19 protein-coding genes and 1 riboswitch are annotated in these 24251 nt (G+C 74.0%); of the genes, 5 read left to right on the top strand and 14 right to left on the bottom strand.

Annotation, left to right across the window (positions count from 1 at the left end):
• The first annotated feature begins 45 nt into the window (after window positions 1-45).
• Entirely contained in the window at window positions 46-795 is a 750-nt protein-coding gene (locus tag OP04_RS42520; protein WP_232323943.1) for a cobalt-precorrin-6A reductase, read from the top strand.
• A 462-nt stretch (window positions 796-1257) separates the two neighbouring features.
• Here OP04_RS42520 and OP04_RS42515 read toward each other — a convergent pair whose 3' ends face one another.
• The 3 genes from OP04_RS42515 to cobG are packed head-to-tail and all read right to left on the bottom strand — an operon-like array spanning window position 1258 to window position 4663.
• Window positions 1258-2784: a precorrin-2 C(20)-methyltransferase gene (locus tag OP04_RS42515; RefSeq protein WP_033345710.1), complete on the bottom strand. Its 1527-nt coding sequence runs from the start codon at window positions 2782-2784 to the stop codon at window positions 1258-1260.
• On the bottom strand, window positions 2784-3416 hold the full coding sequence (locus OP04_RS42510) for a precorrin-8X methylmutase (protein WP_033345709.1): 633 nt from the start codon (window positions 3414-3416) through the stop codon (window positions 2784-2786). The genes OP04_RS42515 and OP04_RS42510 overlap by 1 nt, the downstream gene beginning before the upstream one ends.
• Window positions 3413-4663, bottom strand: a complete 1251-nt coding sequence (gene cobG, locus OP04_RS42505) for a precorrin-3B synthase (protein ID WP_033345708.1) — start codon at window positions 4661-4663, stop codon at window positions 3413-3415. The genes OP04_RS42510 and cobG overlap by 4 nt, the downstream gene beginning before the upstream one ends.
• Window positions 4664-4821: 158 nt before the next feature.
• Window positions 4822-4942, top strand: a riboswitch (cobalamin riboswitch).
• A gap of 52 nt (window positions 4943-4994) precedes the next feature.
• Here cobG and cobN point away from each other — a divergent pair.
• A complete protein-coding gene (cobN, locus tag OP04_RS42500; RefSeq protein WP_033345707.1) occupies window positions 4995-8597 on the top strand; it encodes a cobaltochelatase subunit CobN in 3603 nt (1200 codons plus the stop codon).
• A gap of 84 nt (window positions 8598-8681) precedes the next feature.
• Window positions 8682-11867: a LamG-like jellyroll fold domain-containing protein gene (locus tag OP04_RS56620; RefSeq protein ID WP_269746741.1), complete on the top strand. Its 3186-nt coding sequence runs from the start codon at window positions 8682-8684 to the stop codon at window positions 11865-11867.
• Window positions 11868-11872: 5 nt separating this feature from the next.
• Here the strand turns inward: OP04_RS56620 and OP04_RS42475 are convergent, their stop codons facing one another.
• From OP04_RS42475 to OP04_RS42440, 8 genes are all read right to left on the bottom strand, one after another.
• Entirely contained in the window at window positions 11873-12181 is a 309-nt protein-coding gene (locus tag OP04_RS42475) for a hypothetical protein (RefSeq protein WP_033345702.1), read from the bottom strand.
• Complete coding sequence (locus OP04_RS42470; RefSeq protein WP_085067220.1) at window positions 12178-12762, bottom strand: RNA polymerase sigma factor; 585 nt, start codon at window positions 12760-12762, stop codon at window positions 12178-12180. Before OP04_RS42470 ends, OP04_RS42475 begins: the two co-directional genes overlap by 4 nt.
• Before the next feature lie 13 nt (window positions 12763-12775).
• On the bottom strand, window positions 12776-13051 hold the full coding sequence (locus OP04_RS42465; RefSeq protein ID WP_033345701.1) for a hypothetical protein: 276 nt from the start codon (window positions 13049-13051) through the stop codon (window positions 12776-12778).
• Window positions 13052-13136: 85 nt separating this feature from the next.
• Entirely contained in the window at window positions 13137-14120 is a 984-nt protein-coding gene (locus tag OP04_RS42460) for an NAD(P)-dependent alcohol dehydrogenase (RefSeq protein ID WP_033345700.1), read from the bottom strand.
• Complete coding sequence (locus OP04_RS42455; protein ID WP_033345699.1) at window positions 14117-14341, bottom strand: helix-turn-helix transcriptional regulator; 225 nt, start codon at window positions 14339-14341, stop codon at window positions 14117-14119. Before OP04_RS42455 ends, OP04_RS42460 begins: the two co-directional genes overlap by 4 nt.
• Complete coding sequence (locus tag OP04_RS42450) at window positions 14335-14748, bottom strand: hypothetical protein (protein ID WP_033345698.1); 414 nt, start codon at window positions 14746-14748, stop codon at window positions 14335-14337. Before OP04_RS42450 ends, OP04_RS42455 begins: the two co-directional genes overlap by 7 nt.
• 86 nt (window positions 14749-14834) lie before the next feature.
• Window positions 14835-16391: a CocE/NonD family hydrolase gene (locus tag OP04_RS42445; RefSeq protein WP_033345697.1), complete on the bottom strand. Its 1557-nt coding sequence runs from the start codon at window positions 16389-16391 to the stop codon at window positions 14835-14837.
• A 91-nt stretch (window positions 16392-16482) separates the two neighbouring features.
• Window positions 16483-17760 (bottom strand): glycosyltransferase, encoded by a 1278-nt coding sequence (locus OP04_RS42440; RefSeq protein ID WP_033345696.1) that lies wholly within the window; start codon window positions 17758-17760, stop codon window positions 16483-16485.
• 75 nt (window positions 17761-17835) lie between these two features.
• Between OP04_RS42440 and OP04_RS42435 the strand changes: the two genes are divergently transcribed.
• Entirely contained in the window at window positions 17836-18534 is a 699-nt protein-coding gene (locus OP04_RS42435) for a TetR/AcrR family transcriptional regulator (RefSeq protein ID WP_085067219.1), read from the top strand.
• A 283-nt stretch (window positions 18535-18817) separates the two neighbouring features.
• Here OP04_RS42435 and OP04_RS42430 read toward each other — a convergent pair whose 3' ends face one another.
• Entirely contained in the window at window positions 18818-19717 is a 900-nt protein-coding gene (locus OP04_RS42430; RefSeq protein WP_033345694.1) for a LysR family transcriptional regulator, read from the bottom strand.
• Window positions 19718-19787: 70 nt separating this feature from the next.
• Here OP04_RS42430 and OP04_RS42425 point away from each other — a divergent pair, with 70 nt between their 5' ends.
• Complete coding sequence (locus OP04_RS42425; RefSeq protein WP_033345693.1) at window positions 19788-20672, top strand: DMT family transporter; 885 nt, start codon at window positions 19788-19790, stop codon at window positions 20670-20672.
• On the opposite strand, the gene OP04_RS42420 is transcribed toward OP04_RS42425, so the two are convergent.
• Window positions 20662-22983 (bottom strand): sensor histidine kinase, encoded by a 2322-nt coding sequence (locus OP04_RS42420; protein WP_232323941.1) that lies wholly within the window; start codon window positions 22981-22983, stop codon window positions 20662-20664. The genes OP04_RS42425 and OP04_RS42420 overlap by 11 nt on opposite strands.
• Window positions 22980-24200 (bottom strand): ATP-binding protein, encoded by a 1221-nt coding sequence (locus OP04_RS42415; protein ID WP_232323940.1) that lies wholly within the window; start codon window positions 24198-24200, stop codon window positions 22980-22982. Before OP04_RS42415 ends, OP04_RS42420 begins: the two co-directional genes overlap by 4 nt.
• Window positions 24201-24251: the final 51 nt, after the last annotated feature.

The raw sequence follows: 24251 nt of genomic DNA, 5'->3' as shown, positions 1-24251 counted from the left end.
GCGGCCCGGTGTCGGCAGGGCCGCTCCCCATGATCGAATCAGCGCGTGCTGACCGTTCTGATCCTCGGGGGTACGGGTGAGGCCCGCCGCCTCGCGACCGCGCTCGACGGCCTGCCCGGACTGTCGGTGATCAGCTCGCTGGCCGGCCGCACGAGCACCCCGCTGCTGCCACCGGGCCGGGTCCGGATCGGCGGTTTCGGCGGCGCCGCCGGCCTGGCCGCGTTCCTGCGCGCGGAGCCGATCGGCGCGGTCGTCGACGCCACCCACCCGTTCGCGGCCGTGATCAGCGCCAATGCGGTGTCCGCCTGCACGGCGACCGGCGTGCCGCTGCTGGTGCTGCGCCGTCCCGGCTGGACCGCCGTCCCCGGCGACGACTGGCGGCACGTCCCCACGATCGAGGCCGCCGCGGACGCGCTCCCCCGGCTCGGCCGCCGCGCGCTGCTCACCACCGGCCGTCAGACGCTCGCCGCGTTCGCCGCGCTGACCGACGTCTGGTTCCTGGTCCGCGCCGTCGAGCCACCCGAGCCCCCGGTCCCGCCACGGATGTCCGTGCTGCTGGACCGCGGCCCGTTCACCCGCGACGGCGAGCGCGCGCTGATCGAGGCCCACTCCATCGACGTCCTGGTCACCAAGGACAGCGGCAGCCCCGCCACGGCCGCGAAGCTGGACGCGGCCCGCGACCTGGCCGTCCCGGTCCTGATGGTGGACCGCCCGCCGGTCCCCACGCACACGGCGTCGGTGCCGTCGGTCCCGGACGCGGTCGCCTGGGTCACCCGCCACACGACACCCCGGTGACCCCGGCCGCACACACCGCTGAGATGGCCGGCGCCGTCCCCAAAGCGAAGATCAAAACCTTGGAAGCGGATTTCCCACTTCGCGGTGGTCCGGCAGCGCTGCTCCCGCGGGCACCGGTCGTCGCTGGCGCTCCTCCCTTCCACTCCCGCGCCACACCGGCTCACACCAAAGACCCGCCCGCCCGTCCCTCTCCCGCCGCAAGCTCAGGGGAATCGCACGTTCCCTGTCACATCACGCGGCATCGGGCCGGCCACCGCTCCGATCACTGAGCCGGCGGCGGGGAGCCACCGTGCGCGCCGATGCCGGGAGGCAAGCGGAGCGCCGGCGGAGTCTTGGCGGACGGCGAGGTTTGCCCGCGGGAGCAACGCTGCCGGACCACGCCGGAAGCGGGAACACGAACTGGATCTTGAATTGGATCTTGATATGTGCGGATCAGGCGGCAGGCGACCCCGCGCAAGGACGTCAGGGCCGGGGTCCGGGGTCCTCCCCGGGCACGCTCAGGGGGTAGCGGCGGGGAGTGAAGACGGTGCCGTTGACGTGGCGGGTCTGGGAGGAGCCGATGATCAGGAGCGTGCGCATGTCGACGGCGTCGGGGGTGAGGTCGGCGAGGCGGACCACCGACACGCGTTCGCCGTCGCCGCCGACGTCGCGGCCGAGGACCACCGGCGTGTCCGGACCGCGGTGGGTGAGCAGCAGGTCGCGGGCCTTCTCGACCTGCCAGGTGCGGGACTTCGAGGCCGGGTTGTAGATCGCGATGACCAGGTCGGCCGCGGCGGCGGCGGTCAGGCGTTCCTCGATCACGTCCCACGGCTTGAGCCGGTCGGAGAGCGAGATGACCGCGTAGTCGTGGCCGAGCGGCGCGCCGACCCGGCTGGCGACGGCCTGCGCCGCGGTGAGGCCGGGCAGCACGGCGACCGGAATGTCCGTGTACGGATCGGTGGCCGCGACCTCCAGCACCGCGCTCGCCATCGCGAACACGCCGGGATCGCCGGACGACACCACGGCCACCCGGCGTCCGCGCGCGGCGAGCGTGAGCGCGAACTCGGCCCGCTCGGACTCGACCCGGTTGTCGCTGGGGTGGCGGGTCTGGCGCGGGTTCGCGGGGATCCGGTCCAGGTAGGGGCCGTAGCCGACCAGGTCGGTGGCCTCGCTCAGCGCGGCCTGCGCCTGCGGGGTGAGCCACTCGCGTCCCGCCGGGCCCAGCCCGACGACGGTCAGGCCGCCCGGAACCGGCAGGTCCGCCGCGGCGGGGAGGGCCGCCGCGGTCGACGCGTGCACCCGGCTCGGCAGCAGCGCGACCGAGAAGTACGGCACGGTCGCCGGGTCCACGTCGCGCAGCGGGGAGATCCGCTGCTGCGCGGTGGTGGCACGCTCGACGTACCACGCGTCGTCGAGCCGGCCCGCGGACTCCAGCGCGTCACGGACCGCGCCGAACGTCCGCCCGAGCTTCATGATCGCGGCCGAGTCCGCCGCCGCCAGCCGTGTCGCCAGCTCGTCCGCGGGCAGCGTGCCGGGCAGCACGGTCAGCGTCTCCTCCGCCTCGACCAGCGGCCGCCCGAGCTCCGCGGCCGCGCCGGCTATCGAGGTGACGCCGGGGACGACGACCGTCTCGTACCGGCCGGCCAGGCGTTTGTGCATGTGCATGTAGGAGCCGTAGAAGAACGGGTCGCCCTCGCAGAGCACCACCACGTCACGCCCGGCGTCCAGGTGCGTGGCCAGCCGCGCGGCCGCGTCCGCGTAGAAGTCCTCCAGCGCGCCCCGGTAGCCGCCCGGGTGGTCCGTCGTCTCGGTGGTCACCGGGTAGACCAGCGGCTCCTCGATCTGGCCGTCCCGGCGGTAGGGGGCGGCGATGCCGCGCGCGATGCTGCGGCCGTGGCGGGCACTGTGGAACGCGATCACGTCCGCCTCGCCGATCAGGCGCGCCGCCTTCACGGTCACCAGCTCCGGATCGCCGGGGCCGAGCCCGACTCCATAGAGACGCCCGGCCACTATTCCTCCTCGCTGGCGATGGCGTTGAGCGCCGCCGCGGTCATCGCGCTGCCGCCTCGGCGGCCGTGCACCACAAGAAATTCACAACCCGCCGGGTGTACGGCGAGCGCCTGCTTCGATTCGGCCGCGCCGATGAACCCGACCGGGATGCCGATGATCGCGGCCGGTCGCGGCGCGCCCTCGTCGAGCATCTCCAGCAGGCGGAACAGCGCGGTCGGCGCGTTGCCGATCGCGACCACGGCGCCGGCCAGCCGGTCACGCCACAGCTCCAGCGCGGCCGCGGACCGGGTGGTGCCGAGCTGCTGCGCCAGCGCCGGCACGCGCGGGTCGCGGAGCGTGCAGACCACCTCGTTGTCCGCGGGCAGGCGGCGGCGGGTGACGCCGGCCGCGACCATGTTCGCGTCGCAGAGGACGGGCGCGCCCGCGCGCAGTGCGGCGGACGCGGCCGCGGCGACGCCGGGCGAGTAGCCGATGTCGTCGACCAGGTCGGTCATGCCACTGGAGTGGATCATGCGGACCACGACGCGCGAGACGTCCTCGGGGAACCGGTCGAGCCGGGCCTCCGCACGGATCGTGGCGAACGAGCGGCGGTAGATCTCCGCGCCGTCCCGGACATAATCGTATTCGGTCACGCGCCGGTCTCCTGTGAGGCGAAGCTGGTGCGGGCCGCCGCCACCGCGGCCGCGAGCCGGTCGAGGTCCACGTCCACGGTCACGCCGCCCACCTGATATCCGCCGGGCGTGGCCAGCACGCGCACGTGCGGCCCGGCCGGGTGCCCGCAGGCGCGGTCGCAGCCGACCCAGTGGACGGGCACGGCGTCGCGGGCGGCCGGCATCGGGCCGAGCGTGACCGCGGTGGCGTCCGCGCGCACGTCCGCGTGCGACTTGGCACAGCCGGGACGCCCGGCGCAGGCGGTGATGCCGTACCACGGCGAGTCCGCGTCGACGCCGAGCCCGGCCGCGGCCAGCCCGGGGAGGAGCGTGGCGTCCGGCAGGCCGGGGACGACGATCGCACGCCACGGGGTGAAGCGCAGCTCGCCGGCGCCGGCCAGGGCCGCGTCGGCCAGCAGGTCCAGCTGGGTCGCGGAGATCCGGCCGAGCGGGACGATCACGGCGAGCGCGACGCCGGCGGCCGGGTGGGCGATCACGCCGACCGGCGGCGCGGGCGGGTCGAGCGCGGGCGCGACCGGTGCTGAGACCGCGCCGAGCCGAGCGGCAACCCGAACCACGCCCTGATCTATCTCGGACAGACGCCAGCCTGCCGAGCCCTGCGCGGCGCGTTCGTCGAGGAAGGCGCCGGCGGCCGCGACCATCAGCGTGACCGCGTCCGCGTGAGCGCGCAGGCCGACGTCCAGACCGCCGAGGAGCAGCGTGAACTCGTCCGGGGCGGACGCGAGCAGGCACAGGTCGGCGCCGAGCGCGGCCACGTCGCCGCGGCCGTCGTCCAGCGCGAACAGGAACCGTCCGGAGAGGCCGGCCAGCGCGGGCGCGGCGCACAGCGCGGCGTCGAGCGCGTCGACGAGCGGCCGGACGTCCGCGCCGCCGTGCCCGTCCAGGCCGCTCAGCGGCGACGCGACGACGTTGCGGGCGCGCTCGTGCGTGAGGGACGGCAGCAGCCCGGCCTCGGCCAGGCGGTCGGCGAGCTCCGTCTCCGCGCCGGGCGGGAGCGCGCGCAGCTGCAGGTTACCGCGCGAGGTGAGGTCGAGGTGGCCGTCGCCGAGGTCGCGCGCCGCGCGGGCGAGCACCCGGGCCTGGGACGCGGAGAGCAGGCCGCCCGGGATGCGTACGCGGGCCAGTCCGCCGTCCGCCGCGGCGTGCACCTGGAGCGCGGTGGGGCACGCGTCCGGTCCGGTCCGCGCGGCACGGTGGGTCGATGGCATGCGGCGGATACTACGGGTTGTCGCAGAGCGTGTTCCGGGTTCGCCCGGAGATCCTCGACATGCGTCACAACCGGGGCGAGCAAGATCACTATCGGTGGCTTGACGCGCGGTGGACCGGTCGGGAGAGTGGGGAGACTGCACAACACGCGGCGACGGTGGAGGAAGTCCGGTGTGAATCCGGCGCGGTCCCGCCACTGTCACCGGGGAGCGGACCCCAGCACGACCACTGCCACCAGCGGGAAGGTCGGGGCGAGCGCCGATCCGGGAGCCAGGAGACTCCGGTCGCCGCGGAACCACTATCTGGGGCGCGGACCCCAGGGAGGAGCCCGCGGTGCCCCGCGTCCTGCTGCTGTCGACGTCCGACACCGACCTGCTCAGCGCCCGTGCCAGTGGCGCGGACTTCCGGCTGGCGAACCCGTCCCGTACCGCGGTGGAGGACCTTCCGGGTCTGACCGACGGCGCGGACCTGGTGGTGGTGCGCATCCTCGGCGGCCACCGGGCCTGGGAGGAAGGCATCGACGCGCTGCTGGCCGGGCCGCGCCCGGTGGTGGTGCTCGGCGGTGAGCAGCAACCCGACGCGGAGCTGATGCGACTGTCCACCGTGGCGGCCGGCGTCGCGGCCGAGGCGCACCTCTACCTGGCGCAGGGCGGTCCGGCGAACCTGGCCGAGCTGCATCACTTCCTCAGCGACACGATCCTGCTGACCGGCCACGGCTTCGCGCCGCCCGCGGAGGCGCCGGTCTGGGGCCGCCTGGAGAGGAAGCCATCGGCCCACCAGGACGGGCCGAAGATCGCGATCCTCTACTACCGCGCGCACCACATGGCCGGGAACACCGCGTTCGTGCACACGCTGGCCGACGCCGTGGAGGCGGCCGGCGCGGAGCCGCTGCCGATCTTCTGCGCCTCGCTGCGCGCGCCCGGCGACGACCTGCTGGACGCGCTGCGCCAGGCGGACGCGCTGATCGTGACCGTGCTGGCGGCCGGCGGCGCGGGCGGCGTGGTCCCGGCCGCGGCCCAGGCCGGTGGCGACGACGACGGGTGGGACGTGGGCGAGCTCGCCCGGCTGGACGTGCCGATCCTCCAGGGCCTGTGCCTGACCAGCTCGCGCGCCACCTGGGACGGCAACGACGACGGGCTGTCGCCGCTGGACGCGGCCACCCAGGTCGCGGTGCCGGAGTTCGACGGCCGGATCATCACGGTCCCGTTCTCGTTCAAGGAGACCGACCGGGACGGGCTGACCGTCTACGTGGCGGACCCGGAGCGGGCCGCGCGCGTGGCCGGCATCGCGTTCGGGCACGCGCGCCTGCGGCACGTCCCGCCGGCCGAGCGCAAGATCGTGCTGATGCTGTCCGCATATCCGACCAAGCACTCCCGGATCGGCAACGCGGTCGGCCTGGACACCCCGGCCTCCGCCGTGCGGCTCATCAAGAACATGATCTCGCGTGGGTACGACGTGGGCTCCTTCCCCGGCGTCGACGCCCAGGACGGCGACGCGCTGATGCACGCGCTGATCGCGGCCGGCGGCCAGGACCCGAACTGGCTGACCGAGGAGCAGCTGGAGGGCAACCCGGTCCGGATCCCGGCCGCGGAGTACCGCGCCTGGTTCGCGACGCTCCCGGCCGAGCTGCGGGAGGTCACGGAGCAGCACTGGGGTCCGGCGCCCGGCGAGCTCTATGTGGACCGGTCGCAGGACCCGGACGGCGAGATCGTGCTGGCGGCGCTGCGCGGCAACAACGTGGTCGTCATGGTGCAGCCGCCGCGCGGGTTCGGCGAGAACCCGGTCGCGATCTACCACGACCCGGACCTGCCGGCGTCGCACCACTACCTGGCCGCCTACCGCTGGCTGGCCGCGCACTTCGGCGCGCACGCGGTCGTGCACCTCGGCAAGCACGGCAACCTGGAGTGGCTGCCCGGCAAGACGCTCGGCATGTCCGCCGCCTGCGGGCCGGACGCGGCGCTCGGCAACCTGCCGCTGATCTACCCGTTCCTGGTCAACGACCCGGGCGAGGGCACGCAGGCGAAACGGCGCGCGCACGCCACGCTGGTCGATCACCTGGTGCCGCCGATGGCGCGGGCGGAGTCGTACGGTGACATGGCCCGGCTGGAGCAGCTCCTCGACGAGCACGCGAACATCGCGGCGCTCGACCCGCCGAAGCTGCCCGCGATCCGCGCGCAGATCTGGACGCTGATCCAGGCCGCGAAGCTCGACCACGACCTCGGGCTGGCGGACCGGCCGCACGACGCGGAGTTCGACGACTTCCTGCTGCACGTGGACGGCTGGCTGTGCGAGGTCAAGGACGTGCAGATCCGCGACGGGCTGCACGTCCTCGGTGAGGCGCCGGCCGGTGAGGCGCGGGTGAATCTCGTGCTGGCCATGCTGCGGGCGCGGCAGATGTGGGGCGGGCAGGTCGCGGCGCTGCCGGGGCTGCGGGAGGCGCTGGGGCTGGCCGAGGACGGATCCGCCTCCACGGCGGAGGTGGACGCGGTCGAGGAGCTGGCGAAGTCGCTGGTCTCGGGCATGGAGGCGGCGGGCTGGGACCCGGGGGCGGCGGCGTCGCTGGCCGATCGGGCTGACATCCGTACCCCCGAGTCGGTCGAAAAGATCTTGATCTTCGCCGCGACGGAGATCGTGCCTCGGCTGGACCGGACCACGGACGAGATGACCCACCTGCTGCACGCGCTGGACGGCGGTTACGTGCCGGCCGGGCCGAGCGGGTCGCCGCTGCGCGGGCTGATCAACGTGCTGCCGACCGGGCGGAACTTCTACTCCGTCGACCCGAAGGCGATCCCGAGCCGGCTGGCCTGGGAGACCGGGCAGGCGATGGCGGAGTCGCTGGTGACGCGCTACCGCGAGGACACCGGCGAGTGGCCGCGATCGGTCGGGCTGTCGGTGTGGGGCACGGCCGCGATGCGGACGGCCGGCGACGACGTGGCGGAGATCCTGGCGCTGCTCGGCGTGCGCCCGACCTGGGACGAGGCGTCGCGGCGGGTCAACGGGCTGGCGGTGATCCCGCTTTCCGAGCTTTCGCGGCCCCGGGTCGACGTGACGATCCGGATCAGCGGGTTCTTCCGGGACGCGTTCCCGCACGTAGTGGCGTTGCTGGACGATGCGGTGCAGTTGGTTTCTTTGCTGGATGAGCCTGCGGATCTCAACTTTGTCCGGGCGCACGTAGCTGCTGATCTTGCCGCACACGGCGACGAGCGGCGGGCGACGATGCGCGTCTTCGGGTCCAAGCCCGGCGCCTACGGGGCCGGCATCCTGCCGCTGATCGACAGCCGGAACTGGCGCGGCGACGCCGACCTGGCCGAGGTCTACGCGGTCTGGGGCGGCTACGCCTACGGCCGCGGCCTGGACGGCGTGCCGGCCCGCGGCGACATGGAGACCGTCTACAAGCGCATGTCCGTCGCGGCCAAGAACGTCGACACCCGCGAGCACGACATCGCGGACTCCGACGACTACTTCCAGTACCACGGCGGCATGATCGCCACCGTGCGCGCGCTCACCGGCACGGCACCGCGCGCCTACATCGGCGACAGCACCCAGCCCTCCGCGGTACGCACCCGCGCGCTCTCCGAGGAGACCGCGCGCGTGTTCCGCGCCCGCGTGGTCAACCCGCGCTGGATCGCCGCCATGCGCCGCCACGGCTACAAGGGCGCGTTCGAGCTGGCCGCCACCGTCGACTACCTCTTCGGCTACGACGCCACCGCGGGCGTGGTAGCGGACTGGATGTACGACACGCTCGCCCAGACCTACGTCCTCGACGAGGAGAACCAGAAGTTCTTCGAACAGTCCAACCCGTGGGCCCTGCACGGCATCGCCGAACGCCTCCTGGAGGCCGCCGACCGCGGCATGTGGGAACACCCCGACCAGGCCGCGCTGGACGGCCTGCGCGAGGTGTACCTGCGCACGGAGGGTGACCTCGAGGATCGATAGTCCGGGGCGGCCGTTGCCGGACCGCCGGGTGTCGCGTTTCCGTTTCGTCAGGATGTTCGGAAGACGGAGCAGGACGTGGACGTGATGAGCGGTCCGGGGATCGATACCCCAGCCGGATACACCGGCACGCATCGGATCGGCTCGGGCGGCGGCGCCACCGTCTACCGGGCCTGGGACGAACGCGGCATGCGCTGGGTGGCGCTCAAGCTTTTTCACCGGTACGTACGGGACCAGGCGTCCGCGACCGCGTTCCACGAGTCGTGCCGCGCGCTCGGGCGGCTCGGCGCGCATCCGTCGATCGTGGCGGTGCACGCGGTCGGGGTGACGCCGACCGGGCGGGCGTGGCAGGCGATGCGGCTCGGCGAGGGTGGCACGCTCGGCGAGGCGCTGCTGCGCACCGGGCCGGTCGACCAGGCGTGGGCGCTGGCCGCGGGCGCGCGACTGGCGGACGCGCTCGCCTACGCGCACGGGCTCGCGGTGCCGCACGGCGCGGTCCGGCTGTCCAACGTGCTGCTCGACCTGGAGAGCCGGCCACTGCTGTCCGACTTCGGCGTCGGGAGCATCTCCGGTACGGACTGGGCCACGCCGTCCGGGGACGTCGCCGGGCTCGGGGGTGTGCTGTTCGCGCTGCTCACCGGCGCGATGCCGCAGGCCGGGTTCGGGGTGCGGGCCGGGTTGGCGACGCCGGGCGTGCAGGCGGTGCCGGGGCTGGCGGGCGTGCTCGGGGCGGTGCTGGGGGTGCCGTCGGAGCGGCCGGTGCGGTCGGCGCGCGACTTCGGGGACCGGCTGCGGGAGGTCCAGGCGGCGGCCGGGTTCGCGGTGTCGGCGACGGACACCGGGGTCACGGTGGTGGTGCCGGAGGCTCGGCGGGCGGAGCCGGAGCCGGTGGTGTCCGCGTCGCCCAGGGCGGCGACTGCGGCAGGTGACGCGGCGGGCAGCGACACGACGGCCGGCGGCGCGGTGGGCGGCGGCACGACGGCCGGCGGCGGGACGCCCGATGGCGCGGCAAGCGGAAGCGTGACCACCGACGGCGCGATGAACGGCACGGCGCACGGCGACGCGGCGAGCGGCCCTGTGATCGACGGCGGCGCGGATGCGGGCCCGGAAAGGTCCGACCCGGGTGCGCCGTCGGCGGAGAGCGTCGACGCGGGCGAGCCGTCCTCGGGCGGGCTCATGTCCAAGCCCTCGCGTGGGCTCGGGTTCGGGCTGGGCAGGCAGCGCAGGCGTGTGCTGGGAACCGGATTCGGGCGCAGGAGCGGCGGCAATCCGGAGATCGACTCCCCGGTAGCCGATTCTCCGGCCACCGGAGATCCGGTGGCCGGAGAATCGGCGGGTGGTTCTCCGGTGACCGGTTCCGCCGAGACGTCATCCGGCCCGCGGGCGAGCGGGGACCACGATATCGATCCACAGGCGGCTCTGGATCCCCGATCGGCCCTCGATCCTCAGGCGGCGTCGGAGGACGCGCCCGCCGGATCCATCGCGGCGACGGCCGAGACCACGGACTCGGATCCCGCGGCTCCCGGGACCGAGATCTCGCCCGTAGGGACGCGCATCACGGACTCGGATCCCGCGGCTTCCGGGACCGGGATCTCGCCGGCAGGGACGCGCATCACGGATTCGGATTCCGGTGCGGACGGCCCTGGCATTCCGGAAGTCCCGGACGCTGCCGATTCCGGCGCCGAGGTGCCTGCTGCTCCCACGGGCGAACCCGCGGCAACGGACAAGCCCGCCGACGATTCCGTGCCCGGCCCGGAGAACAGGCGGATCGCCGACCTCGCCGGGTCGCCGGCGGATGACGGATCCACCGGCCCGGCCCGCGCGGCTACCGGCTCCGCGCCCGCCGCACCGGAGACCGGCGCGGCGCGGTCGACGGCCGGTGCTGACGTGGACCCCGCGCGTGCCGGCAGGATCACCGACGTCGACGGCTCCGCGGACTCGGCGGGCGACGGCTCGGCGGGCGCAGCCTCGACCGGGATCCCCGATGCGACCGGGGTTGCCTCGCCGTCGCCTGCCCAGGAACCGGGGGAGGACGACGCCGGCATGTCCGCCACCCCGGCCGGCCCCGCTGCCGATCGGAACGCCTCGGAGTCCGCTGGATCCGGGTCCACGCCGGACGAATCCGCTGTTTCCGCTGATCCTGGCATGTCTCCGCCTGACGACACCGGGCGTCGCACCATCGCGGCCACGACACGGCGGCCCTGGCGCACGTCCAGCAGCGGCGGCAGCAGCAGCAGCAGCAGCAGCAGCAGCCGGGGAACGGGCTTGACGGCGAGCAGTGACGCCCCGGCGGCGGACGGCAGCGGCCGAAACCCGGGCGGCGCCGCCCCCATGACAGGCAGCAGCCGGAATTCGGCCCCGAAGCCGCCCCGCCGCAAGGACACCGCCGATCTCACCCCCATCGAGCTCATGCTCCGCCGCGACACCCGGCGCCGCCGGATCACCGTCGCCACGCTGACCGCGGGCACCCTGCTGATCGGTGCCGCCGCGCTCCCCGCGACCCGTTCGCTGATCGTCGACGGCCTCGACCGGGACCCCGCCCCCTCCCCCGCCGCGCCCCAGGCCGACGGCTCCGCCCCGCCGCCGGTACGCGCGCCGCGCCCGCTCCCGCCCGACGGTGTCGGCGGTGGCCTGGCGCTGTGGTGGGCCGCCGACGAGGGCACCGGCACGACCGCGGGCGACGGGACCAGCAACGCCAACGAGGCCACGCTGTCGGACGGGGCCGGCTGGGAGCCGGCCGGGCGCGGCGGCAAGGGCTCGGCGCTGCGGTTCAGCGCGTCCGCGCAGGACAGCTTCGTCGCGGGCGCGCGCGCCGCCGTGCGGACGGACCGGAGCTTCACGGTGATGGCCTGGGCCTACCTCACGGACCGGCGGGACAGCCGCGCGATCGTCTCGCAGCCGGGCGTGCTGAGCAGCGCGTTCATCATCCGGTACGACAGGGCCGGCGACTCCTGGCAGGCGCTGCTGCCGCGTGCCGACGCGACCGGACCGGACCTGGACGTCGCCACGTCCACGTCCACGCCGCAGCTGCGCACCTGGACGCACCTGGCGCTCGCGTTCGACGCCACGTCCGGCAAGGTCACGCTCTACGTGAACGGCCGCGCCGAGGACACGATCCGCCACCCGAACCGCTGGCACGCCACCGGCGCGATCCAGGCCGGCCGCGCCCGCGTCGACGGCGCCTGGACCGACCCGTTCGGCGGTGCCGTCGACGACGTCCGCGCCTACAACCGCCCGCTCACCGCCGCCGAGATCGCCGCCGTCGCGGGGTGAGCACGTCACGGGCCCTCGGTGTACGGACACTGGGGCATGCCGAGGGTGGGGCCGATCCCGGTGGTGACGAACGAGGTGCAGTCCTGCGAAGGGCCGGGTCCCGCGGGTTCGACGGCGGGGTCGCGGTCCGGGATCAGCACGATCGCGACCAGCACCAGCGCGGTGGCGATCACCAGCGCGCGGATGGCGAGCGTGAGCACGCGGCGGGCCGGGCGCAGCGTCGGCGGGCTGGACGGGCGCAGGTCGTCGAGCGTGATGCCGGCGGCGCGGGCGCCGAGCGCGGCCCGCACCCGGTCCTCGACGGGGTCGGTCATGGCCGGGCCTCCGAGAGCGCGTCGCGCAGGATGGTCAGGGCGCGGCTGGCGGTGGACTTCACGGTGCCGCGGGACACGCGCAGCGCATCGGCGATCTCCTCCTCGGACAGTTCCGCGTAGTAGCGGAGCACCACGACCTGGCGTTGCCGCACGGTGAGGCGGGTGAGCGCGGCCAGCACCTCCGGGTCCGCCTCGGTGCGCAGCGCCTCGTCCTCCGCGGCGAGCGCGGGCAGGGGCTTGGGCGGCAGGTACGCCCGCGCGGTGCGACGCCGCCGCAGCGCGGACCGGCACGCGTTCATCACGGCGGTGGTGAGGTACGCGTGCGGGTCGGTCACGCCGCGCAGGTCCGCGCCGTGGCGGCGGTAGAGCGCGGCGAACACGTCCTGCACGATGTCCTCCGCGGTGGGCAGGTCGTCGACCATGAGGACGGCCAGCCGGACCAGGCCGAGCCGTCGTACGTGATAGAGCTCGTTGATCGCCGGTGGCGCCTCCCGCGACGAACCGCCGCGGGAGGCGTGCGCACCGGACGTCACGGACCGCAGCAGCAGCTGCAGCCACGACGGGCGGATCGCGAGGATCATGCGGCGGCGTCTGTCAGCCGATCCGGATCCAGCCGCCGGGCATGACCTCGACCGGGGTGTCCGCCGGGATCAGGAACGTGCCGTCCGCCCGGCGCTCGACCCCCGTGTTCCCCTCGGACGTGAACGGCTGCGTGGGCGTGAACACGATCGAGCCGTCGGGCTGCGGCGCGAGCTGGGGCGAGGCGGGCGGCGGGGTCTGCGCGACCGGGGAGGCGAACGCGGCCGTCGCCAGCCCGCCGCCGAGCGCGACCGCGGCCACGCCGGAGAAGATGAGTGCCTTCAGACGCATGTGCCCTCCAAGGGCTCCGAGGTGCGGTTTCGCTGTGACAGACGCGCGGCCCGCCCGGAGGTTGGCTCTGCCGGGGTGACCTGGCTCACTCCCGTACCGTGATGACGATCTTGCCTGTGGGGTGGCCTTCGGACAGGTAGGCGAGCGCGTCCGCGGCGGCGGCCAGCGGAAACGTCCGGTCGATGACCGGCGTGAGGGTGCCGGAGCGGATCAGGCCGGACAGCTCCTCCAGGTTCGCCGCGCGTTCGCGGCCGGCGACCGGGCGGAAGCGCTGCCGGCCGGCCAGGCTGACCAGCGGCGCGCGCATCTGGCGGGTGAAGCCGCCGAGGAAGCCGGGTGCGTCGTGGCCGCCGCCGGCCAGCAGCACCGTGCCGGTCGGCGTGAGCGCGCGCCGGAGCAGCGGGAACGGCCTGCAGCCGGCGGTGTCCAGGATGACGTCGTGCACGGGGCCGTCGCGGTCGATCTCCTCGCGCGTGTAGTCGATGACGCGGTCCGCTCCGAGCGACCGGACCAGCTCGGCCTTGCCGGGCCCGCAGACCGCGGTGACGGACCCACCGGCCGCGACAGCGAGCTGAACGGCGAACGCGCCGATGCCGCCACCGGCCCCGGTGATCATGATGCGACGGCCGTCCGGAGAGCCGGCCGCACGAATGGCCTCCAGCGCGGTCTGGCCCGAGACCGGCACCGCGGCCGCCTCCGCGAACGACAGCCGGTCCGGCTTGCGGGCCAGCCACTTCGACGGCGCCACCGCGTATTCCGCGAACGACCCCCGGTCACAGGTGCCGTAGACCTCGTCGCCGACCGCGAACCGGGTGACGCCGGGCCCGAGCCCGACCACCACGCCGGCCAGGTCACGGCCGCGGACCGGGTGTTTCGGGCGGCGCAGGCCGAAGCCCATCAGGCGCATCGCGGGCGGCCGCGCGGTGACCAGGATCCAGACGCCGGGGTCGGCCGCGGCCGCGTGCACCTCGATCAGGACCTCGTCGCGACCGGGCACCGGCCGGGGGACGTCGGCGAGCCTCAGGACGGAGGACGGCTCACCGTACCGCTGATTGATCATGGCTTTCATGACGGCTCCAGGGGGTATTGGAAGACATCGTCGAGGGGGACACCGAAGACGCGCGCGATCTGGAACGCCATCTCCAGCGACGGCGAGTAACGGCCCTGCTCGATGGCGATCACGGTCTGGCGGGTGACGCCGATGCGGCCGGCCAGGTCGGCCTGGGTCATCTCGCCGTGGGCGAGGCGGAGCGCGCGGATGCTGTTCGTCACCCGCGTCGGCTTCACCACGGCATTCCCGTGCGGTAGAGGACGACCTTGGTGACGCCGCCGAGCACGGACGACAGCGCGAAGCAGAGGTAGATGACGTTGGCGATCCAGAACCGGTCCCACTCCGCCACCGCCATCAGCATGCCGGAGAGCGCGCCGATCACCACGAACGCCTGACCGGTGTGGTCGCCGACGCGGCCGATCTCCCGGTCCCGCACGTCGATCTCGCGGGACCGGCCGCCGAGCAGCGTCTCGGCCACGATCGAGGCCACGATCGCGCCGCCGACGGACCAGAGCAGCGCGGCACCGTACGACGTGTCGGTCAGCGGGCGGCCGTCCGCGCCGATCGTGACGACCACGACGTAGGCCCCGTAGGCGATCACCGCGACCGCGAGCCTGATCCAGGCCCGCCTCTCCTCCAGCGTCATGGGCACCTCCGGCGATGTAAAGCTTTCTTGACATCACCACCGTACCCCGGCGTGTCAAGAACTCTTTACATCCCGGCCGGCCCGGGTCACATCACGGGCAGGTCCAGATACGAGCCCGCACCCAGCGACACCGACGTGCCGAGCGTGTTCGCGTCCAGGTAGAGCGGGTCCTCGCTGTCCACCACCAGCGTCAGCGAGTGCCCGGCCGGCACGTCGTAGGAGGTCGCATGGAGATCCACGTCGACCGCACCGGTGCTCGCGGACCAGCTCACCGGCGCATGCGTGATCAGCTTCGCCGTGCCGGCGAGATCGAGGTCGTAGAGATAGGCGACCAGCGTGCCGTGCGCCGGGGCACTTTCAAGATCCAGATGCACACGGGGTACGCCCCGCACTTTCACCGGCACGGCCGGGCGCGACGAGGCCCACACGCCGGCCCGCAGCCGGCTCACGGACGGCAACCACACCGACTGCTGCACGCCGGTGATCGCAGACAGACCGTTACTGATCAGCGCGATCCCGCCGTTCGCGGTGGTGTCCAGCCCGAGCGGCACCGGCTTGCTCCACGCGGTGGTGGCGGGGTCGCCGAGCAGCCCGGTGCCGTCCAGCGGCCGGATCGCGCCGAGCGGATAGCGGCGCACCGATCCGGTCAGGTCCGCCCAGTCCGCGTAGCCCTCGGCCGGGCCGTTCCACGGGCGCACCCGCACCGGCGGCTCCGCGTCGATCCCGTTCGCCACACCGCGCAGGTGGTGGTCGAACCATCGGCTCACGCTGGTCCACACCGGGTTCGGCAGGCCGAGCAGGCCACCCGCCTCCGCCACCGCGTGGTCGCCGGGCGCCAGCTCCAGCCGCTTCGGGCCGGTCAGCCCGGTATAGAACGCGGTCAGCTGGTTCGGCGGGAAGAACGTGTCGCTCCACGCGTTCGCGATCAGCACGGCGGGCCGGTGCACGTTGATCAGGTCCAGGTAGGAGGCGGCCGAGCGGGTGCGGCCCCACGCCTTGATCGCGGGCACGTCCCGGTTCGCGAAGAAGTCGGCCAGCACGCCGGACAGCTCCGGCCCCGGACTGCCCAGCAACTGCGCCGCGAGCTGCAGGAACAGCGTCGACTGCAGGTGCCGGGTGTCGTTGCCGTAGAGCGAGTAGACCAGGTCGGTCCAGCCGCTGAGCGCGGTCACCGCCCGGATCCGCGGGTCGAACGCGGCCCCGATGAGCCCGATCCCGGCGCCGTAGGAGACGCCGCCGACGCCGACCTTCGACGGGTCCGCCGCGGTGTGGGCCAGCGCCCAGTCGAGCACGGTGGACAGGTCCGCCACGTCCCGCGGCCCGGCCGTGTCGATGTCGCCGCCGGAGAGCCAGAAACCGCGCGGCGTGTAGGACACCACGACGTACCCGCCGGTCGCGAGCCTGGCCGCCTGCGCCAGATACTCCGCGTCGTTCAGACCCCAACTGGCGATGAACACGATCAGGGGGTACGTCCCGGAGGCGCGCGGCGCGATCACGTTCGCGGCGAGCCGGGTCCCGTCGCCGGCCGCGATCTCCACGGCCTGCGGCCCGGCGACCGGGGTGGCGGCGGAGGCGGGCGACGACGGGGACACGGCCAGCGCGACGGCGACGAGCAGCGCGGACATGAGGGCGGGCAGGCGCATGCGGCACTCCTGACACGCGGGTGTTACCGGTAGGTAACAGCGTTGCCGGGAGCGTAGGTTACCCGCGGGTCACACCACAAGACCTAGACACCTATCGATTCAACAGGCGCTCCAGCACCTCGACGGCACGCGCGGCCGGGTCGGTGTCGCCGGCCTCGTCACGCAGCGCCCGCGCACGGGCCGCGAACCCGGGCTCGTGCAGCACCCGGCGCACGCCGTCGCGTACCGCCGCGGGTTTCGGGGTCCCGGTCCGCAGGTTCACGCCCACGCCGGAGAACGCGACGCGCGCGGTCACCTCCACCTTGTCCTCGGACCGGCCCGCGACGACCAGCGGCACGCCGTGCGCGATCGCGGTCTGCACGCCGCCGAAGCCACCGTTCGTGACCACCACCGACGCGTGCCGGAACAGCCCGCCGAACGGCAGGTAGGCGGCCGCGCGGGTGTTCGCCGGCAGCGGGCCCAGCACGGCCGGGTCCGCGCCCGCGCTCAGCGCCACCACCAGCACGTCCTCGTCCGCGAGCCCGGCGATCGCGGGCCGGACCAGCGCGTCCGGGTCGGTGGCGAGCGTGCCCTGGGTGACCACCACGACCGGACGGTCGCCGCGCGTCACCTCGTCCCACCAGGCCGGCGGCGTCCAGTCCGGGTCCGGCGCGCTCGCGCGCGGGTGGCCGAGGAAGTGCACCCACTCCGGCAGGTCGGAACGCGGGTAGTCGAAGCCGCGCGGGGACATCTGCAGGTAGGCCGCGGGCGGCTCGGCGATCTCGATCGGCGTCCTGCCCGCGGGCGGCAGCCCGACCCGGGCCCGCTGCGCGTCCATCAGGCCGATCGAGAAGCCGAACACCGCGCGGCGGACCAGCGCGTGCAGCACCCGGTTGCGCAGGCGGCCGGCCGGGCCGGACATCGGCGCCAGCCCCAGCCCGAACGGCGCGAGGTCCACGCTCGGGAACGGCAGCACGCTGATGCCGTAGAGCGCGATCGGCAGCCGGGCGCGCTCGGCCTCCAGGATTGGCCCGTAGCAGGACACATCGGACACGATGGCGTCCGCGGGCTCCTCGGCCAGCAGTTTCCGTACCCGCTCGGCCTGGGCCGTGGTCGGCGCCACGAAGACGTTCGCCAGGTCCCACTGGAGCTGCTTGATGCCCTGGTACGCGGCGCGCTCGGGGAACTGCCGGTCCAGGTTCGGCTCCCGGAAGTCCGCCTCGGGCGGGCCGGCCACGAACTCCGCGCCCGCGCGCGTGACCGCGTCCTCGAACGCGGAGCCGGTCATGAACCGGACCCGGTGTCCCGCCGCGGTCAGCGCCCGGACCAGCGGAAGGCCCGGGTTCACGTGCCCGGCAAGGGCTGTGGACGCAAAAAGGAACCGCGCCACGGTCTGTCACTCTCCCCCACAGCCCGGTCGAGGTGCCGACCTGGCACCGCGGACGGCCGGGCTACGGTGGCCAGCATGGGAGCAGATCACGCGCGGGCCACGGTTTCAGCGCCTTCTCCGGATGAAACAGCGGATTCGTTCGGAAAACCCCGGGTCGGGCGGCCGCCGGAGGACCGGACGGACCGGCGGGTCGAGATCTACCGGTCGGTGCTGCCGCTGCTGGAACGCGTCGGGGTGAAGGGGCTGAGCATGCGGGCGGCGTCGCGCGCGGCCGGGATGTCGATCGGCGGGCTCTACCACTACTTCCCGAACAAGCGGGACCTGGTGCTGCTGCCGCTCAGCAACGAGTTCGCCGGCCGCACCTGCGACGAGCACAACGCGCAGGATCCCGAGAACCTCACGAACCTCGCGGACTCCCCGGGCCCCGTGCCGGAGGGCTTCGGGCGCCGCGCGGCAGCGACGATCATGCAGCGTCTCGCGCTCTACCGCGGCGGTCTGCGGGCCGCGATGGAGCTGGGCCCGGAGGAGTACGAGTCCGCGATCGCGGTGGTGGTCGCGCGCGGCTTCGAGGGCTTCACCGAGTCGGTCCGCATCGCCGCCCCGCACTTCACCGGCGAGGAGATCGAGGAGCTGGAGCGCGCGCTCCGCCGCCACGCCCTCGCCGTCATCCTGGACCGCCGCACGACCGCCCCCGAGATCGAGGCCGACCTCGACCTCATGATCACCGCCCACTACGCCCGGCATCGCGCCCGCCGGCGGGCATCAGCCCCTTAGGGTCTGCCGGACCAGCGGCGAAACCGGCTCCTCGCGTCGTGCGGAGCGCCGGCGGAGCCCGACGCGAGGTTTGCCCGCGGGAGCAACGCTGCCGGACCACGCCGGAAGCGGGCAAGCAAGCTCTTGACCTGGGGTCGTCGCCTCCCGACCGGCGGCGAGGCGCGGATCACGCCATCGCGCCGGCGGGCTCGGGGTCTGGGGTCGCCCCCAGAAACTCAAGCGCCCGCGGGAGCAACGCTGCCGCACCACACCGGAAGCGGGCAACGACCTGGATCTTGATCCGCTAACCCACCGGGAGTGCGGCCACGGTCTCCTGGAGCGCGCGGAGCAGGGCCGCGGCGGCGGGACGGACGCGGCGGGCGGGGGTGGCGACGCCGACGAAGCGGACCGGGCCGGGGACCCGGATGGGGACCGCCGCGAGGCCGCCGCGGTCGACGGTGAGCGCGACCTGGGGGATCAGGCTGACGCCGACGCCGGCGCGGACCAGGGCCTGTGCGAAGACGTAGTCGCTGCCGCGGCAGGCGATCATCGGGGAGAAGCCGGCCAGTGTCGCGTGCGTGCCGAGGATCTCGTCCATGCCGAGGCAGCCGAGGATCCAGCGTTCGTCGGCCAGTTCGCCGAGGCTCACGGAGTCGCGGTCGCCGAGCGGGTGGCCGGACGGCAGCACGGCCCACAGCGGGTCGTCGAGCAGCGGCGTCCAGGCCAGGCCGGGGTGGTCCGGCGGCGGGCCGTCGAAGTGGTAGGCGAGCGCCAGGTCCGCGGTGCCGGCGCCGACCTGGGGCAGGCTCTGCTCGGTGTCACTCTCGATCACGGTGAGCACCACGTCCGGATGCTCCTGACCGAAACGGATCAGCGCGGGCGGGAGCAGCCGCTGCCCGCCGCTGGCGAACGTGGCCACGGTCAGCTCCCGGTCCGCGGCGCCGGAGAGGCGGGCGAGGTCGTGCTCGGCGCGGTGCAGCTCGGCCGTGACCGCGTCCGCGGTGTCGGCCAGGATCAGGCCGGCCTCGGTGAGCTGCACGCCGCGCGGGCTGCGCGCGACCACGGCGGCGCCGACCGAGCGCTCCAGCGCCGCGATCTGCTGCGACACGGCGGACGCGGTCATCCGCAGCGCGATCGCGGCCCGGTTGAAGCTGCCGTGCCGGGCGACCTCGCGCAGCACCCGGAGCCGGTGCACGTCGATCATTAGAACTCCTTAAAACCTGGTGAGGAGAACACCACTACCCCTTACAACGGTACGACGGAAGGCTGGACCCGTGAACAGACGAGCGTGGTTTCTCTTCCTGACCGTGTCCGTGCTCTGGGGCATGCCGTACCTGCTGATCAAGGTCGCGATCGAGGACCTGTCGCCGATGGCCGTGGTGTTCGGCCGGCTGGCGATCGCGGCGCTGGTGCTGCTGCCGATCGCGGCCGCCCGCGGGGTGCTGACCTCGCTGCGCGGCCGGCTGCCCGTGGTCGCCGTGCTGGCGCTGGTGCACATCGTCGGCCCGTTCCTGCTCATCACGTACGGCGAGGTGCACATCAGCTCCTCGCTGACCGGCCTGCTGATCGCGATCGAACCGGCCGTGATCGCGCTGCTGATGCTGCGCGCCGAGCCGCTCACGCCGCTCCGGATCGCCGGCCTGGGCCTGGGCTTCGCCGGCGTCGCGGTGCTGGTCGGCGCGGACCTGTCCGGCGACCGGCTGGGCCTGCTCGGCGCCGGCATGGTGCTGCTGGCCACGCTCGGCTACGGCATCGCGACCGTGCTGGTGCAGCGCCGGGCCGCGGACGTGCCGCCGGTCGCGCTGACCGCCGGCACCACCGCGATCAGCTCGCTGGTGCTGCTGCCGTTCGCGCTGTTCTCGCTGCCGGCCGGCGACGTGCGGCCGGTCTCCTGGGCCGCGCTGGTCGCGCTCGGCGTGCTCTGCACCGCGGCCGCGCTGCTCGCCTTCTACGGCCTGATCGCGCAGGCCGGGCCGTCCCGCGCCGGACTGGTCACCTACGTCAACCCGGTGGTCGCGGTCCTGCTCGGCGTGGTGCTGCTCGGCGAGCCGATCGGGCTGGGCACGGTGGCCGGGTTCGCGCTGATCGCCTCCGGCTGCTGGCTCTCCACCCGCCCGTCGCGGGCCCGCGCCGCCACCCCGGAGGCCGTCACCGTGTGACGCGCGGTGACAGCTGCAGGCAGAGCGAGAAGACGCTGCCGGTCGGGGTGTTGTCGCGGTGGCCGACCGAGCCGCCGTTCGCCTCGGCCAGGCTGGCGACGATGTGCAGGCCGAGGCCGTGGCCGGTGGCGGTGACCTCGGCGGCGCGGGTGAAGCGCTCGAACAGGTGCGCGCGCAGTGCCTCCGGCACGCCGGGTCCCTCGTCGTGCACGCCGATCTCCACGGTGTCGCCCGCGGCCGCGGCCGTGACCATGGTGGCGCCACCGCCGTACTTGACCGCGTTGCTCAGGAAGTTGACCACGATCTGCTGCAGGTGGGCCGGGTTGGCCAGCACCGTCACGCCGGGCGGGCAGGAGATCGGCACGGTCAGGTCCGCGGCCCGGACCGCGTCCGCGAGCGCGCCGGCCAGCAGCACGTCCTCGCGGCGGGTCTGCAGGCGGTCCGCGTCCAGCGCGCACATGGCCAGCACGTTGTGGCGCAGCACGTCGATGCGGCGCGCGCCGTTGAGGATCCGGTCCATCGCGGACTGCTGGCGCGGGGACAGCGGCGATTCGGTGAGCACCTCGCCGTACCCGATGATGGTGGCCAGCGGTGTGCCGATGTCGTGCGAGAGCATGCCCATCAGGTCCAGCTTGAGCAGGTTCGCCTGTTCGAGCTGGCGGTTGCGGTGGGTGAGCGCGCCCAGCGCGGCGTCGCGTTCGCGCTGGGCGTGCAGCTGCGCGGTGATGTCCTGCACGATGGCCTGCAGGTGCAGCGGCGTGCCGTCGTGGTCGCGGACCAGGCGCACGGCCACCCGCACGTCGACCGGGTGGCCGTAGACGTCGAGCAGCCGCTTGACCCGCTCGTAGGACGCGAAGTCGGAGGCGAACAGCCCGGCCCGCTTGCGCGCGTCCTCCTCGCGGTCCTCCGGGTGGGTGACGTCCGCGATGTGCCGGCCGACCACCTCCGGCGGCGTCAGCCCGATCATGGCGGCGAACGCGCTGTTCGCGTGCATGATCGTGCCGCCGGAGTCCATGATCAGCTGCCCGATCGTGGACTGGTGGAACTGGGTGCGGAACTGCCGCTCGGTGGCCTCCAGCGCGCGTTCGGCCTGGCGGCGGTCGGTGATGTCCGCGTTCGTCTCGATGATCTCGTTGCCGCCGTCCCGGCCCGCGCGCATGGTCTGCCGGCTCAGCTCGACCAGCTCGGTGCCGTCCGCGCGCCGGTGGATCAGCTCGCCCTGCCAGGTGCCGTGCCCGGCCAGCGCGCGGTCGACCACGTCCTGCCCGGCCGGGAACTCGGTGGACAGCAGCCGGTGGACGTTGCGGCCGAGCACGGCGGTGGCGGGCCAGCCGTACATCTCCTCCGCGCCGCGGTTCCACGACCGGATGGTGCCGTCCGGGTCGCGCACGATGATCGCGGCCGGCGCGGCGTCGATCAGCTCGGCCTGGCGGCGCAGCAGGTCCTCGGCCGCGCGCCGCTCGCTGATGTCGCGCAGGAAGCCGTGGAAGCGCAGGCCGGCGCCGCCGCCGTCGGTGACCTGCAGCGTCAGCTCGATCGGGAAGCGTCGCCCGGAGCGGTGCAGCGCGGGCAGTTCGAGGCGGTTGCCGGCCTGCAGCGAGATGCCGGTCTCGCGGACCCGGGCCAGGCCGGTGTCGTGCGCGGAGTGGTACTCCGGCGGCACGATCAGGTCGGTGAGCACGCGGCCGGCCGCCTCGGTGCGCGTCCAGCCGAACATCGCCTCCGCGGCCTGGTTCCACTCGACCACGCGGCCGTCCGGGTCGATCGAGACGAACGCGTCGTGCGCCACGTCCAGCACCGACTTGAACGCGGCGGCGGACCGCTCCGCGTCGTGTGCGGCCTGCTGCAGCGCTATCTCCGACTCGACCGCGGCGGTCAGATCCTCCAGCACGGCCAGCTCGGCCTCGGTCCAGGCGCGCGGCACGGTGTCCACCGCGCAGAACGCGCCCAGCGTCTCGCCGCCGACCCGGATCGGCATGCCCGCGTACGCGACCACGCCCAGCTCCGGGACGGCCGGGTTGTCGCTGACCCGCGGGTCGAGGCGGGCGTCCGTGACCACCAGCGGCGCGTCGTCCGCCACCACGTGCCGGCAGAACGAGTGCGACAGCGGCCCCTCGAAGGACTCGTTCCCGGCCCGGCCCGGGAACACCTGCCGGTCCGCGGTGACCAGCGAGACCAGCGCGGTGGGCACGGCGAGCAGCCGCGCCGCCAGGCGGGTGAGCCGGTCCAGGCCGGCCACGTCGCGGCGGTCCAGCAGGCCGGTGGCGGCGACCGCGGCCAGGCGTTCCGGGCGCTCGACCCGGTCGGTCACGCGCACGGCGTCCCCCGGGGCAGCGTGACCCGGACCGTGGTGCCCTCGTCCGGCTCGCTCTCGATCGTGATCGTGCCGTGGTGCGCGTCGATGATCGCCTTGACGATGGTCAGCCCGACGCCGGAGCCCTGGGTGGCCAGCACGTCCGCGGTGCTGCTGCGGTGGAACCGGTCGAACAGGAACGGCAGGTCCGCCTGCGGGATGCCGACGCCGGTGTCCATGATGGTCAGCGTCGGCTCGTCCTCCCCGCCGGTCGCGACCGCGATCCGGCCGCCCTCCGGCGTGAACTTGACCGCGTTGAACATCAGGTGGCTGAACGCCTGGGACAGCCGCTGCGGATCGCCCGCGATCAGGATCGGCGCGCCGGTGTGGTCGACCACGGTGATGCCCTTGTGCTCGGCCAGCGGCTTCGACGCGACCGCGGCCTGGTAGGCGAGCTCGGACAGGTCCGCGGTCGTGCTGTCCAGCTTCAGGCCGTCCTCGTGCAGGCGCGCGACCAGCAGCAGGTCGTCGATGAGGCGCAGCAGCCGGTCCGCGTTGCGGCTCATCACCGCCAGGAAGCGGCGGGCCGTGTCCGGATCGGCGTCGTCGTCCAGCAGCACCTCGAGATAACCCCGGATCAGCGACAGCGGGGTACGCAGTTCGTGGCTGACGCTGGCCAGGAACGAGTCCTTGAGCCGGTCCAGCTCGCGCAGCCGGTCCGCGGCGTCGAGCACGCGGGCGGCGTAGCGGCGCAGCTCCAGGTGGGCGGCGGCGTGCCTGGCCAGCGAGCGCAGTGCCCGCCGCTGGTCGCCGGTCAGCTCGCGCGGCTGGCGGTCCATCACGCAGACCGTGCCGATCGCGTGACCGTCCTGCATGAGCAGCGGCGCGCCCGCGTAGAACCGGATGCCCTGGTCGGTGACGATCGGGCTCTGCGCGAACCGGGCGTCCACCGCGGTGTCGTCGATCTCCAGCAGTCCCCGGTCCGCCACCGCGTGCGCGCACATGGACACGTCGCGGCTGGTCTCCGGCACGTCGATGCCGACCTTGGCCTTGAACCACTGGCGGTCCGCGTCGACCAGGCTGACCAGCGCCATCGGCGTGCCGCAGATCTCGGACGCGAGCACGGCGATGTCGTCGAACTCGGACTCCGGCGGCGTGTCGAGGATGGCCGTCTCGCGCAGCGCCGCGAGCCGCTGTGGTTCGTCGACCGGCACCGGAGCCTTCACAATCGCCATGATCCCAGCCGGGTACGGGGTCCGGGGCCGATTTCGTGGGATCCTCGTCCG

Origin of the sequence: Catenuloplanes japonicus (genome assembly GCF_000717135.1) — a bacterium.
In the GTDB taxonomy this organism is placed as follows: Bacteria; Actinomycetota; Actinomycetes; order Mycobacteriales; family Micromonosporaceae; genus Catenuloplanes; species Catenuloplanes japonicus.
This window is presented reverse-complemented; position numbering and strand designations above follow the sequence as displayed.